The organism is Streptomyces sp. NPDC059718, assembly GCF_042733315.1.
Classification (GTDB): Bacteria; Actinomycetota; Actinomycetes; order Streptomycetales; family Streptomycetaceae; genus Actinacidiphila.
Genome location: NZ_JBHWGA010000037.1, coordinates 14,032 through 31,457, shown reverse-complemented (window position 1 = coordinate 31,457; position 17,426 = coordinate 14,032). Strand labels below are relative to the sequence as shown.

General features: G+C 72.2%; 19 protein-coding genes. 16 read left to right on the top strand and 3 right to left on the bottom strand.

Annotated elements, in window-relative coordinates; translation table 11 throughout:
* Positions 1–7 precede the first annotated feature (7 nt).
* The 10 genes from cpaB (at position 8) to ACFV3E_RS32975 (ending at position 8,150) form a co-directional block, all read left to right on the top strand.
* On the top strand, positions 8–721 hold the full coding sequence (gene cpaB, locus ACFV3E_RS33020; protein WP_500538065.1) for a Flp pilus assembly protein CpaB: 714 nt from the start codon (positions 8–10) through the stop codon (positions 719–721).
* The gene (locus ACFV3E_RS33015) at positions 718–2,283 is read left to right on the top strand and encodes a CpaE/TadZ family protein (protein WP_500366753.1); all 1,566 of its coding nucleotides are present in this window, start codon (positions 718–720) and stop codon (positions 2,281–2,283) included. The genes cpaB and ACFV3E_RS33015 overlap by 4 nt, the downstream gene beginning before the upstream one ends.
* Positions 2,280–2,669, top strand: a complete 390-nt coding sequence (locus ACFV3E_RS33010) for a TadE/TadG family type IV pilus assembly protein (protein WP_500538063.1) — start codon at positions 2,280–2,282, stop codon at positions 2,667–2,669. Before ACFV3E_RS33015 ends, ACFV3E_RS33010 begins: the two co-directional genes overlap by 4 nt.
* A complete protein-coding gene (locus ACFV3E_RS33005) occupies positions 2,666–4,003 on the top strand; it encodes a TadA family conjugal transfer-associated ATPase (protein ID WP_500366749.1) in 1,338 nt (445 codons plus the stop codon). Before ACFV3E_RS33010 ends, ACFV3E_RS33005 begins: the two co-directional genes overlap by 4 nt.
* Positions 4,000–4,938, top strand: a complete 939-nt coding sequence (locus ACFV3E_RS33000) for a type II secretion system F family protein (RefSeq protein WP_500538061.1) — start codon at positions 4,000–4,002, stop codon at positions 4,936–4,938. Before ACFV3E_RS33005 ends, ACFV3E_RS33000 begins: the two co-directional genes overlap by 4 nt.
* Before the next feature lie 16 nt (positions 4,939–4,954).
* Positions 4,955–5,842, top strand: coding sequence for a DUF5936 domain-containing protein (locus ACFV3E_RS32995; RefSeq protein WP_500366745.1), 888 nt, complete (start codon positions 4,955–4,957; stop codon positions 5,840–5,842).
* Positions 5,843–6,121: 279 nt separating this feature from the next.
* The gene (locus ACFV3E_RS32990; protein ID WP_500538059.1) at positions 6,122–6,328 is read left to right on the top strand and encodes a hypothetical protein; all 207 of its coding nucleotides are present in this window, start codon (positions 6,122–6,124) and stop codon (positions 6,326–6,328) included.
* Positions 6,325–6,912, top strand: a complete 588-nt coding sequence (locus tag ACFV3E_RS32985) for a pilus assembly protein TadG-related protein (protein WP_500538142.1) — start codon at positions 6,325–6,327, stop codon at positions 6,910–6,912. The genes ACFV3E_RS32990 and ACFV3E_RS32985 overlap by 4 nt, the downstream gene beginning before the upstream one ends.
* 14 nt (positions 6,913–6,926) lie before the next feature.
* Positions 6,927–7,499 carry a hypothetical protein gene (locus ACFV3E_RS32980; RefSeq protein WP_500538057.1) on the top strand — a complete coding sequence of 191 codons (573 nt, stop codon included), beginning with the start codon at positions 6,927–6,929 and terminating at the stop codon, positions 7,497–7,499.
* Positions 7,500–7,502: 3 nt separating this feature from the next.
* Positions 7,503–8,150 (top strand): OmpA family protein, encoded by a 648-nt coding sequence (locus ACFV3E_RS32975; RefSeq protein ID WP_500538055.1) that lies wholly within the window; start codon positions 7,503–7,505, stop codon positions 8,148–8,150.
* Positions 8,151–8,475: 325 nt separating this feature from the next.
* Here ACFV3E_RS32975 and ACFV3E_RS32970 read toward each other — a convergent pair whose 3' ends face one another.
* Positions 8,476–9,306 (bottom strand): alpha/beta fold hydrolase, encoded by an 831-nt coding sequence (locus ACFV3E_RS32970; RefSeq protein ID WP_500538053.1) that lies wholly within the window; start codon positions 9,304–9,306, stop codon positions 8,476–8,478.
* Between the two features lie 160 nt (positions 9,307–9,466).
* On the opposite strand from ACFV3E_RS32970, the gene ACFV3E_RS32965 reads away from it, so the two are divergent.
* Positions 9,467–9,964, top strand: coding sequence for a DUF3592 domain-containing protein (locus ACFV3E_RS32965; protein ID WP_500538051.1), 498 nt, complete (start codon positions 9,467–9,469; stop codon positions 9,962–9,964).
* Between the two features lie 43 nt (positions 9,965–10,007).
* Here the strand turns inward: ACFV3E_RS32965 and ACFV3E_RS32960 are convergent, their stop codons facing one another.
* On the bottom strand, positions 10,008–10,415 hold the full coding sequence (locus tag ACFV3E_RS32960; RefSeq protein WP_500538049.1) for a DUF192 domain-containing protein: 408 nt from the start codon (positions 10,413–10,415) through the stop codon (positions 10,008–10,010).
* A 47-nt stretch (positions 10,416–10,462) separates the two neighbouring features.
* Between ACFV3E_RS32960 and ACFV3E_RS32955 the strand changes: the two genes are divergently transcribed.
* A complete protein-coding gene (locus ACFV3E_RS32955) occupies positions 10,463–11,176 on the top strand; it encodes a prepilin peptidase (RefSeq protein WP_500538047.1) in 714 nt (237 codons plus the stop codon).
* Positions 11,177–11,194: 18 nt separating this feature from the next.
* Here the strand turns inward: ACFV3E_RS32955 and mgrA are convergent, their stop codons facing one another.
* Complete coding sequence (gene mgrA, locus ACFV3E_RS32950) at positions 11,195–12,235, bottom strand: L-glyceraldehyde 3-phosphate reductase (protein ID WP_500538045.1); 1,041 nt, start codon at positions 12,233–12,235, stop codon at positions 11,195–11,197.
* A gap of 110 nt (positions 12,236–12,345) precedes the next feature.
* Between mgrA and ACFV3E_RS32945 the strand changes: the two genes are divergently transcribed.
* The 4 genes from ACFV3E_RS32945 to ACFV3E_RS32930 all read left to right on the top strand — a co-directional run bounded on the left by ACFV3E_RS32945 (position 12,346) and on the right by ACFV3E_RS32930 (position 17,376).
* The gene (locus tag ACFV3E_RS32945) at positions 12,346–13,119 is read left to right on the top strand and encodes an isoprenyl transferase (RefSeq protein ID WP_500538043.1); all 774 of its coding nucleotides are present in this window, start codon (positions 12,346–12,348) and stop codon (positions 13,117–13,119) included.
* Between the two features lie 438 nt (positions 13,120–13,557).
* Positions 13,558–14,877 (top strand): RNA 5'-3' helicase PhoH2, encoded by a 1,320-nt coding sequence (phoH2, locus tag ACFV3E_RS32940; protein WP_500538041.1) that lies wholly within the window; start codon positions 13,558–13,560, stop codon positions 14,875–14,877.
* Positions 14,878–15,274: 397 nt separating this feature from the next.
* Positions 15,275–15,943 (top strand): aggregation-promoting factor C-terminal-like domain-containing protein, encoded by a 669-nt coding sequence (locus ACFV3E_RS32935; protein ID WP_500538039.1) that lies wholly within the window; start codon positions 15,275–15,277, stop codon positions 15,941–15,943.
* A 113-nt stretch (positions 15,944–16,056) separates the two neighbouring features.
* The gene (locus ACFV3E_RS32930) at positions 16,057–17,376 is read left to right on the top strand and encodes an AI-2E family transporter (RefSeq protein WP_500538037.1); all 1,320 of its coding nucleotides are present in this window, start codon (positions 16,057–16,059) and stop codon (positions 17,374–17,376) included.
* Positions 17,377–17,426: the final 50 nt, after the last annotated feature.

Sequence of the window (17,426 nt, the reverse complement as noted above, 5' to 3'; positions counted from 1 at the left end):
CACCTCTATGAACTCACGTCAGCGTCGCGGCGTCGTCCTCCTCGTGGTCTCCGCGCTGTGCGCGCTCGCCGCCTTCGCCGGCGTCGTCACCGTCATCGGGGACGCCCGCTCCCAGGTCGGGCCGAAGGTGACCGCGTACCGGCTGGCCGCGGACGTGCCCGCGTACGAGACGGTCGGCCGCGCCCAACTGCGGGAGGTCCGGATACCCGAGCGCTGGCTGCCCGTCACCGCCGTCCGCGATCTCGGCCGGCTGGACGGCAAGATAGCCGCCGTCCCCCTGCACCGCGGCTCCCTGCTGCAGACGGACATGGTCGCCGAGCGGCCCGCGCTGCGGGCCGGGCAGATGGAGATCGCGATCATGATCGACGCGGAGACCGGCGTCGCCGGGAAGATCACCCCGGGGGCGAGGGTCAACATCTTCGCCACCTTCGCCCCGCGCAGGGACACCGACCCCGAGGTCTCGAAGATCATCGTCGCGGGCGCCCGGGTCATCGACGTCGGCCGGATCAAGGCCTTCGACACCGGCGGCGACAACCGCCGGGTCAGCAGCCAGGGAGTCCCCATCACCTTCGCCCTCGGCGCCGCCGACGCCCAGCGGGTCGCCTTCGCCGAGTCCTTCGCCCGGCACGTGCGCCTCGCGCTGGTCGCCCCGGGGGACGCGACCGCCCCCTCCGAACGGGACCGCACCTACACCCTCGCCGGTGACGGAGCCGCCTCGTGACCGGCGTCCGCATCCTGTCGGGCACCCCCGACCCCGACACCGCCCGCGCCCTGACCGGGGTCCTCCACCAGCTGCCGGGAGCCGAACCCGGGCCCGCGCTGCCGGACTCCACCACGCTGCTGGACGTCCTCGCCCGCGCCGCCGGGACCGGGGTCGACGAACTGCCCGAGGTCGTCGTCGTCCACGACCGCATCACCCCGGTGCCCGCGCTGGAGGTCATCCGCGAGATCGCGCTGCGCTTCCCCGCGGTCGGCGTCATCCTGCTCACCGCCGACCCGAGCCCGGCCGTCCTGTCCGGCGCCATGGACGCCGGCGCGCGCGGTGTCGCCGGGGTGCCCCTGTCGTACGACGAACTCGGCGCCCGCGTCGAGGCGGCGGCCGCCTGGGCGGCCGGCGTACGGCGCCACCTCAGCCCCCAGCAGCCCGCGCTGCCCGCCGTCCCCGGGGGCAGGCTGGTCGCCGTGGCCGGAGCCAAGGGCGGGGTCGGCACCACCGTCGTCGCCGTCCAGCTCGCCCTCGCCGCGCAGGCCGCCGGCAAGTCCACCGCCCTGGTCGACCTCGACCTCCAGGGCGGCGACATCGCCTCCTACCTCGACGTCCAGTTCCGCCGCTCCGTCGCCGACCTCGCGGACATCGCCGACGTGACCACCCGCGTACTGCAGGACGCCATGTACGTCCACGAGTCCGGGCCCGCGCTGCTGCTCGCCCCCGGCGAGGGCGAACGCGGTGAGGAGGTCACCGACCGTGCCGCCCGGCACGTGCTGCACGCCCTCCGGCAGCGCTACGAGGTCGTGGTCGTCGACTGCGGCACCCAGATGACCGGTGCCAACGCGGTCGCCGTCGAGACCGCGGACACCGCCCTGCTGGTGACCACCCCCGACGTGGTCGCCGTGCGCGCCGCCAAGCGCATGGTGCGCATGTGGGACCGGCTGCAGATCCGCAAGCCCCAGGACGTCGTCGCCACCGTCAACCGGTACACCCGGGGCAGCGAGATCCAGCCCTCGCTGATCGCCCGCATCACCGGCACCCGGATCGCCTCCGCCGTGGTCCCCGCCGCCTTCCGGGAACTGCAGGCGGTCGTGGACGCCGGACGGCTCCAGGACCTCGACAACCGCTCCACCGTCAAGCAGGGAGTGTGGACGCTCGCCGCGGAGATCGGCGTCTGCGGGCCCGGGCACGCGGTGCCGCCCCGCAGGAGCCGGCGCGGCCGCGGCGAACAGGGCCAGGTCACCCTGGAGACGCTGGGCATGACACCGCTGATCCTGCTGGTGCTCGTCCTGGTCTGGCAGGCGGTGCTGACCGGGTACACCTTCACCCTCGCCGGCCACGCCGCCGACCAGGCCGCCCGCGCGGCGGCGGTGGGGAAGGACGCGCAGGCGGCGGCGGCCGACGACCTGCCCGGCGCGTGGCAGATCGAGGACTTCGGCACCACGCACGCCGACGGCATGGTCGGGGTCACCGTGGGCCTGCGGGTCCCGGTCCTCTTCCCGGGCGCGATCGACTTCCCGCTGACGGTCCACGGCCACGCCTCGGCCGTCGACGAAGAGGCGGGCACGCCGTGACGGCCCGCACCCGCCGCCGGCGCGACCGGGGCAGCGCCTCCCTGGAGTTCCTGGGGATGCTGCCGATCCTGCTGCTGATCGCCCTCGCGGGTGTGCAGCTGGGCCTCGCCGCCTACACCGCGGCCCAGGCCGGCACGGCCGCCCGCGCCGCCGCGCGCATGGCCGCCCTGCACGACCCTCCCGTGAGCGGCCCCGTCGCCGGCACGGAGGCGGTGAGCTCCTGGCTGCAGGACGGTACGCAGGTCGGCACCACCGGCGACACGGGGGACTCCGTGCAGGCGACGGCGACCGTGGAGATCCCGTCGGTGCTCCCGGGCCTCAGCCCGGGCTCCGTCACCCGGACCGCCACGATGCCCAGGGAGGACGACGAAGGGGCCGACGAATGAGCCTGCGCGACCGCATCGCCGCGAACGAGGACACCGCCCCGCAGACGCAGGAGGGCCACCTCGTCGCCGTCTACCGGGCCAAGCTCCTCCAGGAGATCGACCTCGCCGAGATGTCGGCGCTCGCCGCCGCGGAGCGCCGGGTGCGCCTGGAACGCGTCCTCGGCCACATCATCAGCCGCGAGGGACCGGTGCTCTCCACCAAGGAGCGCACCGGCATCATCCGCCGGGTCGTGGACGAGGCCCTGGGCCTGGGCATCCTCGAACCGCTGCTGGAGGACGCCTCCATCACCGAGATCATGGTCAACGGCCCGGACCGCATCTACATCGAGCGGGCCGGCCGGGTGGAGCCCGTCGCCGCCCGGTTCAGCAGCCCCGAGCAACTCCTGCAGACCATCGAGCGGATCGTGTCGACCGTCAACCGCCGGGTGGACGAGTCGAATCCGATGGTGGACGCCCGCCTGCCCTCCGGCGAGCGCGTCAACGTCATCATCCCGCCGCTGTCGCTGACCGGCCCGGTCCTCACCATCCGCCGCTTCCCCCGCGCGTACGCCCTGCACGAGCTGATCGGCCTCGGCACCCTCGACGAGCACATGCTGATGCTGCTCTCCGCCCTCGTGCGGGCCAAGTTCAACATCATCGTCAGCGGCGGCACCGGCTCGGGCAAGACCACCCTGCTCAACTCGCTGTCGGGGCTCATCCCGGACGGGGAGCGCATCATCACCGTCGAGGACGCCGCCGAACTCCAGCTCCAGCAGGAGCACGTCGTACGCCTGGAGAGCCGGCCGCCCAACGTCGAGGGCCAGGGCCGGATCACCATCCGCGACCTCGTGCGGAACTCGCTGCGCATGCGCCCCGACCGGATCATCGTCGGTGAGGTCCGCGGCGGCGAGACCCTCGACATGCTGCAGGCCATGTCGACCGGCCACGACGGCTCGCTGGCCACGGTGCACGCCAACTCGGCCGAGGACGCGGTGCTCAGGCTGCAGACGCTGGCCTCGATGTCGGAGGTGAAGATCCCCTTCGAGGCGCTGCGCGACCAGATCAACAGCGCCGTCGATGTCATCGTCCAGCTGCGCCGGGACGTCGACGGCACCCGCCGGATCGCCGAGATCGCCGTGCTGTCCTCACGGGGACGCGACACCTTCCGGCTGACCACCGCGACCCGCTTCCGCGCCGAGCCGATGGGGCCCGACCGGATCGTGCGGGGCTGGTTCCACCATCAGCCGGTACCGCGTCAACTGGCCGAACGCTTCCACCTGGCGGGCGAGTCCGTGCCGGCGGCCTTCGGGGTCGGCGAGACCGAGCTGGAGCTGTCGAGCAGGGAGGCGAAGTGAACACGCCGACGATGGCCCTGGCCGTGCTCGGCGTGAGCGGCCTCGCGCTGGTGCTGGGCGTCTGGGGCCTGCACGCCTGGAGCGGCGGGCGCGCCGACCGCGCCGCGCTCGTGGACCGGCTGGCCGACGTCCCGGCTGCGGAACGGCGCGCCGTGCCCTTCGCCGGGCTGGACCTGCGGGTCCGGCGCACCGCCTGGGGCCGCCGGCTGGCCGCGCGGCTCGCCGCCACCGGCACCGACCTGACGCCCGGACAGTTCACCGCGGCCGCCCTCGCGGTCGTCGGCGGCGCCTGGCTGGTCGCCGACATCGTGCTGGCCCCCTTCTTCGGACCGATCGCCGCGTTCCTGGCGGCCTGGGCGGTCAGCTCCTTCCTCGGCTGGCGACGACGGGTGCGCACCGAGCGCTTCATCGCCCAGCTGCCCGAACTCGCCCGCGTCCTGGCCAACGCCACCCAGGCCGGGCTCGCCCTGCGCACCGCCGTCGGCATGGCGGCGGAGGAACTGGAGGCCCCGGCCGGTGAGGAACTGCGGAAGGTCGCCGACGCCATGACGCTCGGGCACTCCATCGAGGACGCCATGGCCGAACTGCAGGAGCGGCTGCCCAGTCGGGAACTGGTGGTGCTGGTCTCCACGCTCGTCCTGTCGGCCCGGGCCGGCGGCTCGGTGGTGGAGTCGCTGCGGAACCTGACGGTGACCCTGGAGGAGCGCAAGGAGACCCGGCGCGAGATCCGCACCCAGATGTCGCAGGTCACGGTCACCGCGTACGCCGTTCCCGTCATCGGCGTCGGCTCGCTGCTGCTGCTCGACCGGATCATGCCGGGCTCGCTGAGCGCGATGACCGGCTCCGGGGCCGGACGGATCGCCGTGCTCGTGGCGCTGGGCCTGTACGTCGTCGGCTTCGCGCTCATCCGCCGCATGTCGCGGATCGACGTGTGAGGGGGGCGGGGGAGCTGTGATCACCGTCGCGCTGGCCGCCGTCACCGCCCTGGGAGTGGTGGGCGTCTGCTACGGCATCGGCCTCTACCGTTCCGAGGTCAAGCTGCCCAGCGACCTCCAACTGGCCCTGGAGGTGGGGCAGACCCGCACCACCAAGGTCGGAAACGCCGTGGACCGCCTCGGGATGCGCTGGGCGCCCCTGGTGCTGCGCCTCATGGGCCCCGCCCGGGTCAACCGGATCCGCACCCGCATCGACCACGCGGGCCACCCCTACGGCCTCACCGTCGACCGCTACGCCGCCCGCCGCGCCGTCTACGGCGCCCTCGGCGGCCTCGCGGCCCTGGTGCTCCTCCGGGCGGGCCACTGGTTCGCCGCCCTCCTGATGGTCGCCTACGGCCTGGGCTGGACCGACCTCGGCATCCGGCTCGCCATCCGCAGACGCCGCGACGAGATCGAGCGCACCCTCCCTGACTTCCTCGACGTCCTCGCGGTGGTGGTGAGCGCCGGCCTCGGCTTCCGCCAGGCCCTCGAACGCGTCGCCTCCGTCTACAAGGGCCCCTGGAGCGACGAGATCCGGATCGCCCTGCGCCAGATGGACGTCGGCGTCAGCCGCCGTGACGCCTTCGACCAGCTGCGCAGGCGCAACGGCAGCGAGCAGGTCGGGCAGTTCGTCACGGCCCTGCAGCAGGGCGAGGAACTGGGCGCGCCCATCGCCCGCACGCTGCTCCAGATCGCCACGGACATGCGGCGCACCGAGGCCCAGAACGCCCGCCGCCGTGCGGCCCGCACCGTGCCGCGCGCGACGGGTGTGATCACCACGCTCCTCGTCCCCGCGACGATGATCCTGCTGATGACGGGCACGATCCTCGGGTCGCGCATCAACTTCGGTGACCTGCTGGGGTGATGGGGGTGACAGGGCTGTGAACGCATGTTCGGTTCGGGTGATGGGTAGTGACCGGAGCCGCCATATTGGGTGCGGAGCCCACGGTCGCGGTGTAGATTTGCAGCCGCAACCACATTTGCATCTGCAATCAGGCACGGATCGCGGCGGGTTGACCCGATGGGAGGCGGTGCGCCGTGGACCTCACCGGCACCGCAGCCGCCTGCGACGATAGCCAGACCCCGGCCGACGCAAGGGGCGCGGCCGGCGCACGTCACGTGACTACGGTTTGGGGCACGGAAGATGAGCAGGTGGGTTGTGAAACGACTGACCGCGCTGCGCACGCGCACGCGCGTCCGCGGCGACTCGGGGCAGACGTCGTTCGAGTACCTGGGCATCGCGGTGGTGATCGCGGTCATCATCGGTGTGCTGGCCGGGACGACGGACATCGGCACCGCAGTTCTGAACGGGATCCTCGACAAGATCCAGGACATCGTCGACGCCGGCTGAGCAGGCGTGGGCGCGGCGACGGCGGTCAGACCCTCGGCATCTACATCGTGGCCGTCGCGGCGCTGTTCTTCCTCGCCTTCGCCTACTTCGCCGTAGGGCAGGCGTCCTCCATCCGCAACACGGCACAAACGGCGGCCGATGCCTCGGCCCTAGCGGCGGCGCGGGAGGTTCGCGACAGCGTCCGGGAGCGGTTCCTCGAGGCCCTGGAGTCCGGTGACCTGGACCAACTCCGAGAACTGCTGGCCCTGAACGGGATGACCGTCGGCAACGCCTGTGGTGCGGCCATGGATTACGCGGGTCAGAACGATGCGGTCGTCGACGAATGTGACGTGGGCGGTCCGGGCGGCGCCTCGGTCGCACTCCACACCTCGGGCACCGTGGGCAAGTCCGTCGTGTCGGGTACTGAATCGATGCATGCGCGCGCGACAGCGACCGCCGTCGTCGAGAGCCGCTGTGGCGTCGACGACAGGGACGGCGACGAGATCACGTTCATCTGCGACGGTGACCGGCTGACCGTGGACCCGACGAGCGACGACTTCCAACTGAATCTGGCGGAGTTCTACTCCGTCCATCTCAGCGAGTGACGAACGGGGGACCGATGCGTATCCAGAAGCAGGGCCTGGCTGCAATCGTCGCCGTAGTTCTTGCCGCGGCCCTGGCAGGTTGCGGCGGTGGTGGTGACGAAGGCAAGGGTGGGGCCACTCCGTCCTCAAAGACGAGTGCGCCGAAAGGCTCGGCCAAGGCGAGCGCAACGCCGACCGACACGCCTGAACAGATCCTGGCCCAGATGAAGGGTGAGAAGGGCATCACGGTCACGGTCAACGAGGCCACCCGGGACTCGGGAGGCTTCGTGACGGTGAAGGGCACGATCACCAACAATGGGACGGATTCGTTCAACGCCTCGAATTGGATCGGCCAGGAGCTCGCGGTCGCCAAGTCCGGGGCGTCCGTGGCCGGTGCCGTGCTGGTCGACCCGGTCGGCAAGAAGCGCTACTACGTGCTCCGCGACACCGACGGCATCTGCCTCTGCACGACCAAGCTGATCGGCATCCGGCCCGAGGAGACGAGGCCGTTCTTCGCGCAGTTCCCGGCGCCGCCGGAAGGCACCACCGAGGTGGAGTTCCAGCTGCCGACGATGCCCCCGGCCAAGATCACGATCGCGGAGGGGTGAGCCGTGCCCCGTCCGCATCCCCGTCCCGGTGTCGCGGCCGTGCTCGGCCTCGCGCTCGTACTCACCCCGCTCACCGCCGCGAGCGCGCGGGCGGACGACGACCCGACGGCGCAGCCCACGCCGTCCGCGCCCACGAAGGTGGACGCGGCCGACCCGGACCTGCAACTGCCGGAGGGGGCGACGCTGGCCCCGCCCAAGGTGCTGGACATCGTCTCCGTGTCGGACGCGTCGTCCTCCGAGGACGCCTCGGCAGACGACGGCGAGGAGCGGCACGAGGAGTCGAACTCCTCGGTCACCTACGCCCTTCAGGCGGACGTCCTGTTCGGCAGGGACAGCGCCAAGCTGAACGCGACGGCCACCGCCCGGATCAAGGCCATCGCGTCCGACATCGATGCCAAGGACGTCACGCAGCCGATCCGCGTGTTCGGCTTCACGGACGACCTGGGCTCGTACGAGCACGGCAAGGTGCTGTCCAAGAAGCGGGCCGACGCGGTCTACAAGATCCTGGCGCAGGAGCTCGGTTCGCTCGGCAACTCGGTCCACTCGTTCCAGGTGCGCGGGTACAGCGAGGACTACCCCATCGCCGACAACTCCACCGAGACGGGCCGCAAGCAGAACCGCCGCGTGGAGATCACGTTCCGTCCGTCGTAGCGTCGCGGGCCGCCCGGTCAACCGAACGGCTCACCCACGGGGGCAAGGCGCGGCAACAGGGCCCATAAATTCCGGGCCAAAGGTCTGGTGCGTTCCGTGACGGAGCGTATGCGGTGCGGATGTGGCGTGGGTGGACGAGTCCGTGCATTCGCGGCCATTCGGTCTAATCGCCCGGCGATCGAGCCACTTCTTCGAGGGAACCTTCACATCTCCCTCATGACCTTGGACCTGGAGAGCGGTTCCGGCGCGGTACCTTGGAATCCCCCCCCCTCGGGCCGGTCCGCTCTCCCCCCCTGCGGACCGGCCCGTCTTCTTTTCCCCGCGCTCACCCCGTCAGGAAGGGCCGCACGCACGCCAGGAACAGGTCCGGCCGCTCGTTGTACGCCTCGTGCGCCGCGGGCAGGGTCGCGTACGTGGCGCCGGGCGGCAGCGAACGGCGGGCCCGGCGACCGTCGGTGAGCACGGGGAGCAGCGGATCGCGGCGGCCCCAGAGCAGCAGGACGGGCGGGACGATCCCCGGCAGGACGTCGGTCAGCCCGAATCCGGGCGCGGCGAGGGCGCGCCACAGGGCGCAGTGCACCGCGAGCCGGCCGGCGTCGGCACGGACGCCACGGGCGCGTTCGTACGTCGCGCGGGCGCTGCTCGTACGGAGCCGGCCCAGGTAGGCACGGGCCAGCGGGGCGATGAGGCGCCCGGCGCGGGACGGACGTCCCATCACGGCACGGCAGAACCAGCGGGTCACCGGGGTGAGCCGGGTGAAACCGGCCGGGTCGACCAGGACGAGCCCGGCCACCTGCGCCGGGCGGCGCTCGGCCAGCCGCACGGCGGCCCAGCCGCCCACGCTGTTGCCGACGACGTAGACGCGCGGCGCGCCGTCCCGAGCGATGGCGTCGAGGGCGCGCTCCGCCACGTCCGCGAGTCCATCGGGGGTGACGGAGTGCGGGACGGCGGCGGTGGAGCGGCCGTAGCCGGGCCAGTCGAGGGCGAAGACCTCGCGCTCCGCGGCGAGTCCGGCCGCGACGGCTCCGTAGTCCCGGCTGTCGCCTGGGTTGGCGTGCAGCAGCAGCACGGGCGTGCGCGGGGTGCCGGTGGCCGGGGTGCCGAGGCGGTGCAGGGCGACGTCGCCCAGCGGGGTGGCGAGCACGGTGTGGCCCATGGCGGGAGCGTAGTGCCGGCGAGGCACCGCCAACGCTCCCTCCCACGCCCCCGGTTGGGTGAGCTTCGGCACTCGCCCCGGCAGGAACCGTCCGGGCGCGCCGCGTGTCTCCGTACGACAACGGGGGCGGTCGCCCCCGGCGCGATGACGGGGGATGTCGATGGAAGCCGCGATACCGGTGCTCTTTGTCGCGATGGCCGCTCTGATCACGCTCGTACCGCTGGTGGTCGCGGTACGCGCGGGCCGTCGTGTGCTGTGGATACGGCGGGCCCTGCACGGCGGGCTCCGCGCCGAGGGGCGCTGTGTGCGGGTCTACACGACCGTGGGCTCGACGGGCGAGGGCCCGGCCCACTCGCGGCAGCACTTCGTCTTCGAGTTCCGGACCGCCGACGGGCGCGACGTGCGCTTCGAGGACCCGGGGGCGCCGGGCACGACGATCGAGGGCGACCACCTGACGGTCGCCTACGTCCCCGAGGCACCCGAGCGCGCGCTGGTCGTCCCGGCCGGCTACCGGGTGCCGTACGGGCAACTGGCGCTGACGCTGGTCTTCCTGGGGATCTTCCTGGCCGCGGGGATCCTGCTCCTCGTCATCGGTGCACAGTCCCCCGCCTTCCCCGGCTTCTCCGACTCCGCGGACTTCGGCGGCGGCGGGTTCTAGAAGGCCGCCAGGGCCGCCCGCAGCGGACGGGACGCGGAAGGGGTCACGCCTGCGCCTCCACCGTCCCCGCCTCCACCGTCACCGCCGCCCCCGGCACCAGGCCCCAGGCCGCCATCGCACCGGCCTCCGCCTCCAGCACGTGACGGGCCCGCAGCCGCGGGCGGCCCAGCCGGCCGGGCGGCATGGTGCGGACGGCGAGGACCCGCAGGCGGCGGTCGAGGTAGGCGACGTCGATGGCGAAGCGCATGCCCAGGGTGTGCACGCTCGCGGCGGGCGTGAGCAGCAGCGCCCCGGTGATCCCGGTTCGGCCCAGCAGCCCCCGGGTGCGGGCCCGGTGGGAGGCCGCGATCTCCAGCGGTATCCCCGTGCCGTCCGGCGTCCCCTCGCCGTCCGTGTCGCGGCCGCCGGTGAGGCGCAGCAGCCCGGTCCCGTCGCGCCGGCGGTCACCCATGCGGCTCACGTCCCTTCGCGTGTTGCGCCCGTGTACGGTCGGGCCCGATGCATGTCTATCCGATCGCCGCGGCCGTCGTGTGGGGAACCGTCGCGGGGCTCGCCCTGCCGCGTCCGGCGTACCGGCTGTCCGTCGCGCCCGAGCAGCCCTGGCGGACCCGGTGCCCGGCGGACGTGCCCTACCCGGCCGGCCGGCGCGGCTGGTGGGGGCCGGTGCGCAACGCCGGGAAGCCGGCCGCCGGATGGCGCTACGCCCTGGTGACCGCCGTGGTCTGCGCGGCCGTCGCGGCGGGCACCGGGCGGCGGCCCGAACTGACGGTGTGGCTGCTGCTCGTCCCGCTCGGAGTGCTGCTGGCCCGCGTCGACCTGACGGTGCTGCGGCTCCCGGACGTGCTGACGCTGCCCGCCGCCCCGGGGACGGCGGCTCTGCTGGGGGCGGCCGCGCTGCTCCCGGGCCATGAGGGATCGTGGCCCCGGGCGCTGCTGGGGGCGGCCGTGCTGGGGCTGTTCTACCTCGTGCTGCACCTGGTCAATCCGGACGGCATGGGCTTCGGCGACGTCAAACTCGCCCCCACCGCGGGCATGGTCCTCGGCTGGTACGGGTGGGGGGCGCTCGCCGCCGGCACCTTCGCGGCCTTCACGCTGGGCGCGGTCACCGGCCTCGTGCTGCTGGGGGCCCGCCGCGCCGAGCGCCGTACGCCGCTGCCCTTCGGGCCGTTCATCCTGGCCGGCGCCCTGGCCGGACCGCTGCTGCCGTCCTGACCAGGGCGCCCGCCGACGTCACGCGTCGCTGCTGCGGGACCAGAGGTTGACGCCCGACTCGAGGGCGAACGCGTCGATCTCGGCGAGATCCTCGGCCGCCAGCGGGGCGGCGCCCACCGCCGCGACGTTGGCCTCCAGCTGGGCGACGCTCGACGCCCCGATGAGCGCCGAGGTGATCCGCTTGTCGCGCAGCACCCAGCTCAGCGCGAGCTGCGCCAGGGACTGACCGCGCCGGGCGGCGATGCCGTTGAGGCCGCGCAGCCTCCGCACGACCTCGTCGGTGATCAGCGTGGGGTCGAGGGACTTGCCCTGGGCGGCCCGGGAACCCTCGGGGATGCCGTTCAGGTACTTGTCCGTCAGCAGGCCCTGGGCCAGGGGGACGAAGGGGATGCAGCCCATGCCCTCCTCGTCCAGGACGTCCAGGAGACCGTCGTCCTCGACCCAGCGGTTGATCATGGAGTACGAGGGCTGGTGGATCAGCGCCGGGACGCCCATCTGGCGCAGCAGCGCGGCGGCCTCGCGGGTGCGCTGCGCGCTGTAGGAGGAGATGCCGACGTAGAGCGCCTTGCCCTGCTGGACGGCGGACGCGAGGGCGCCCATCGTCTCCTCCAGCGGCGTGTCGGGGTCGAAGCGGTGCGAGTAGAAGATGTCGACGTAGTCCAGGCCCATCCGCTCCAGGGACTGGTCCAGCGAGGAGAGCAGGTACTTCCGGCTGCCCCACTCGCCGTACGGGCCGGGCCACATGTCGTACCCCGCCTTGGTCGAGATGACCAGTTCGTCGCGGTAGGGCCGGAAGTCCTGGGCGAGGAGGGTCCCGAAGTTGCTCTCGGCGGAGCCGTAGGGCGGGCCGTAGTTGTTGGCCAGGTCGAAGTGCGTGACGCCGAGGTCGAAGGCGCGGCGCAGGATGGCGCGCTGCGAGTCGAGCGTGCGGTCGTCGCCGAAGTTGTGCCAGAGCCCGAGGGAGATCTCGGGGAGCTTGAGACCGCTGCGGCCGGTACGGCGGTACGCCATCGCGTCGTAGCGCTCGTCGGCGGCGCGGTAGAGAGAACGAATATCCACAGAAGCGGTCCTATCACGACGGCGGTCCACAGCCCCGCACCCGGTTCGGCGGCCCGAGGGGAGGCGCAGTAGGGTGGCGAAGGGGTGACGACCGCAGGAGGGGCCCGCCAATGAATCTGCGCGACCTGGTACGTCTCAGGTTGACCGACCTGTACGCCCACCGTGTGGAGCGCCGGCTCGACCTGTCGCAGGGCCCCAAGCACATCGGCGTCATCCTCGACGGCAACCGCCGCTGGGCCAAGGCCGCCGCGCGGACGACCGAGCAGGGCCACCGGGCCGGCGCGGACAAGATCACCGAGGTCCTCGGCTGGTCCGAGGAGACCGGCGTCGAGGTCGTCACGCTCTGGCTGCTCTCCACGGACAACCTGGATCGCCCGGCGGAGGAACTCGTCCCGCTGCTCGGCATCATCGAGGACGCGGTCCGCGGGCTCGCCGCGACCGGCCGCTGGCGCGTCCACCACGTCGGCGCGAAGGACCTGCTGCCCGCCCGCACCCAGTCCGTCCTCAAGGAGGCCGAGCAGGCCACGGAGGGCGTCGAGGGCATACTCGTCAACGTCGCCGTGGGCTACGGCGGCCGCCAGGAGATCGCCGACGCGGTCCGCTCCCTCCTCCACGAGCACGCCGGCCGCGGCACCTCCATCGAGGACCTCGCGGAGATCCTCGACATCGACCACATCGCGGAGCACCTCTACACCCGCGGCCAGCCCGACCCCGACCTCGTCATCCGCACCTCCGGCGAGCAGCGCCTGTCGGGCTTCATGCTCTGGCAGAGCGCGCATTCGGAGTACTACTTCTGCGAGGTGTTCTGGCCGGCGTTCCGCAGGGTGGACTTCCTGCGGGCGTTGCGTGATTACGCGGCGCGGCACCGGCGCTACGGAACCTGAGGGCGGACCCCGGCTCCCGGGGTCACCCGAACGGCCCTGCCGGGGAGAGATGCGCCACACCGGGGTTGCGGCGAACGGCCGAAGGGGCGGTGGCCGGATTACGTCCCGGCGACGGGGGCGCGAACATCGGGCGGCGGGGCGCCAAGGGTAGGGCCCGGGCCAACACCTGTCATATGCAGTCGCATAGGCCTCCACTTTCGAGGGAATAGACCCGTCAGACCGACATCCGGCCCATGGATGTCGGACAGAAGCGGACGGCACCTGGCCCGTCCGCCCGGGAGGCCCCTTGCTCACGGATGTGCCGTTGTCAACCCTTGACTCGGACGGCATTGACCGCGTCGACTCGAAGGGCCGCGGTCCGGCCCTCCTGGTCGGTCCCGGCCCTGTCCCGCGCGACGCCGTCGCACCCCGACCTCTTCCGAGGGGGTTCGTCCACACGTGGTGACCAGCAAGAATCGCCGTGAGCACGACCGGCGCACTTACGTACTCGACACCAGCGTGCTGCTTGCCGACCCGCATGCCCTCCTCCGCTTCGACGAGCACGAGGTGGTCCTGCCGGTCGTGGTGGTGACCGAGTTGGAAGCCAAGCGCCACCACCCCGAGCTCGGCTACTTCGCCCGCCAGGCGTTGCGGCTGCTCGACGAGTACCGGATCCGGTACGGGCGGCTGGACGCACCCATCCCCATCGGCGAGCTGGGCGGCACCCTGCGCGTCGAGCTGAACCACTCGGACCCGGGCGTGCTGCCCGCGGGGTTCCGCCTGGGCGACAACGACTCGCGGATCCTCGCGGTGGCCCGGAACCTCCAGGCCGAGGGGTACGACGTCACCGTCGTCTCCAAGGACCTGCCGCTGCGCGTCAAGGCCTCCTCCGTCGGCCTGCTGGCCGAGGAGTACCGGGCCGAGCTGGCGATCACCTCCGGGTGGACGGGGATGCACGAGCTGCAGGTCTCGGCCCAGGAGGTGGACGACCTCTTCCAGGAGGAGACGGTCGACGTGCCCGACGCGGCCGGGCTTCCGGTGCACACCGGTCTGGTGCTGCAGTCGGACCGCGGCAAGGCGCTCGGCAGGGTCACGGCCGACGGCCGGGTCCGGCTGGTGCGCGGCGACCGGGAGGCCTTCGGCATCCACGGCCGCAGCGCCGAGCAGCGGATCGCGCTGGACCTGCTGCTCGACCCGGACGTCGGCATCGTGTCGATGGGCGGCCGGGCCGGCACCGGCAAGTCGGCGCTGGCGCTGTGCGCGGGGCTGGAGGCGGTGCTGGAGCGTCAGCAGCACCAGAAGGTCATGGTCTTCCGGCCGCTGTACGCCGTGGGCGGTCAGGAGCTCGGCTACCTGCCGGGCTCCGAGGCGGAGAAGATGAGCCCGTGGGCCCAGGCGGTCTTCGACACCCTGGGCGCGGTGACGTCGAAGGAGGTCATCGAGGAGGTCGTGGCGCGCGGCATGCTGGAGGTCCTGCCCCTTACGCACATCCGGGGCCGCTCCCTGCACGACGCCTTCGTGATCGTCGACGAGGCGCAGTCCCTGGAGCGCAACGTCCTGCTGACCGTGTTGTCCCGTATCGGGCAAAATTCCCGGGTTGTCCTGACTCATGACGTCGCCCAGCGCGACAACCTGAGGGTGGGTCGGTACGACGGAGTGGTCGCCGTCGTCGAGAAGCTCAAGGGCCACCCGCTGTTCGCGCACATCACCCTGACCCGCTCCGAGCGCTCGCCGATCGCCGCGCTCGTGACGGAGATGCTGGAGGACGGGCGGGCGTAACAGGCGAGTTGACGGTCCGCTAGGCTGCTGCGCCGCGAGGGCGCAGCAGCCTAGCGCTGTGTGCGGAGGCTACGGATGCGTAACGGAAATTTCCGTGGCCCACGTGGCGTGTGAGCTTTGACACGCAACGGGGAATTGCGTGGACGCGTCCGCCTACGGCAGGCTGTCGGTTCTGTCAGGCCCCCGCCCTCGGCACACCCGTACCCGCAAACGTACGGAACCTCAGAACTGAACAGCGTTCGCCGTGGGCCGCCCGAACTGAATCAGCGCACTCCCGCCCCGTCGGGGGAGCCGCACCGGGCCAGTGCTTCTGTGACCGGTGCAGCAGGAAGCCAGTGCGGAGGGGCACGATCGCGTCCGCGAGGTCACCAAGCGGGCGACGCTGGAAGGAAACCGTGTGAGCCGGATCTCGGTCCGGGGATTCGCGGTGGCTTCGGCCACTGCGGTCACCACTGTGGGCGCCGTCGTCGGTGTCGCCTCCGGCAGCGAGGGTGTCGTACAGCCCGTCGCCGCCGCCGATGCGACCACCGTCCTCGCGGACATACCCGCTGGGCAGCAGGTTCAGCAGGCTTCCCTCACGCAGCAGGTGCAGGCGCAGTCCGACGCCGCCGACGCCGGTGCGAAGAAGGCCGCCGAGGAGGCAGCGCGCAAGCAGGCCGCCAAGGACGCCTCCGCCCGCAAGAAGGCGGAGGAGAAGGCCGAGGCCGACCGCAAGGCCAAGGAGGCCTCCCGCGCCGCGGAGCGCGCCGCGCTGGTCGTGAAGGCCTCGTACACGGTCGCCGAAGTCCAGGCCATGGCCCAAGGGCTCATCGGTGACACCGCGCAGTACCAGTGCTTCTCCAACATCGTCACCCGTGAGAGCGGCTGGAACTACACCGCGACGAACGCCTCTTCCGGCGCCTACGGCCTCGTCCAGGCCCTGCCCGGCTCCAAGATGGCCTCCGCGGGCGCCGACTGGCGCACCAACCCCGGTACCCAGCTCAAGTGGGGCCTCAACTACATGAACAGCCGGTACGGCAGCCCCTGCGGTGCCTGGTCGTTCTGGCAGGCCAACCACTGGTACTAGGCCGTACATCCACAAATCGCCGACGAGCCCCCGACCCCTTGAGGGATCGGGGGCTCGTTGCGCGTTACGGTGGTGCGGACGGACAGACCGGGGGGCGGGGGACAGGGGAAGCGATGTCGGAGAAGCGCCAATGGGGCTCCGGGCTGGCGGCGGAGCTCGCCAAGCTCGCCGGGAGGCTGGAGGAACAGCGCCGGGCCGCGGCCGAGGGCGCCCGCGAGGAGTCCCGCCGTCAGGAGGAGCAGACCGCGCGCCGGTACCCGCCGCGCGCCTCCGGCCCCGGCGACCCGGTCGCCCGGGTGCCGTGGAGCATGCGGGTCGCGGCCGAACTCGGCTGGCGGCTGCTGGTGCTGGCCGGCACCGTCTGGGTGCTGATGCGGGTGATCGGCACCATACAGCTGGTCGTCCTCTCCTTCGTCGCCGCGCTGCTGATCACCGCGCTGCTGCAGCCCTTCGTGGGCCGGCTGAAGCGGTTGGGGGTGCCGCGCGGGTTCGCCACGGCCATCGTCTTCATCGGCGGCTTCGTGATGATGGGCCTGGTCGGCTGGTTCGTGGTCTGGCAGGTCATGGAGAACATCGACAACCTCTCCAACAGCCTCCAGGACGGCATCACCGAACTGAAGCGCTGGCTGCTCAACAGCCCGTTCCACGTGACCGAGGACCAGATCAACCAGATCGCCAAGAACCTCCAGGAGGCGATCGGCACCAACTCCAAGGCGCTGACCGACGCCGGGCTGCAGGGCGTCACCGTCGTCGTGGAGATGCTCACCGGCATCCTCCTGGCGATGTTCAGCACGCTCTTCCTGCTCTACGACGGCCGGAACATCTGGAACTGGTTCCTCAAGCTCTTCCCCGTGGACGCCCGCGACGGGCTCGGCGGCGCGGGGCCGCGCGCCTGGCGCACGCTCACCCTCTACGTGCGCGGCACGGTGATAGTGGCCCTGATCGACGCCATCTTCATCGGCATCGGCATCGGCATTCTCGGGGTGCCGATGGCGGTGCCGCTGGCCGTCATCATCTTCCTCGCCGCGTTCGTCCCACTGGTCGGCGCGGTCGCCTCGGGCGTCATCGCGATGGTGGTGGCGCTGGTGACGGAAGGTCCGTTCACGGCGCTGATGGTGCTGGTGGTGGTCCTGCTGGTGCAGCAGATCGAGGGCCACATCCTGCAGCCGTTCATCCTGGGCCGGGCGGTGCGGGTGCATCCGCTCGGCGTGATCCTGTCGGTGGCGGCCGGTTCGCTCATCGCGGGCATCGGCGGGGCGGTCGTGGCCGTACCGCTGGTGGCGGTGACCAACACCGTGGTCGGCTACCTGCGGGCCCACTCCCGGGAGGCGGCGATGGCCGACGAGCCCGCACCGCACGGCGCGACGGCCGCAGAGGTGGCGCCGGTCGGCGCGCGGGGACTCCCCGACGCCACGCCGGGGGAGACCGTCTGACGGTGTGACCACCCGGTGCCGCGGCCGCCCCTCGGGACGGCCGAAGGGCC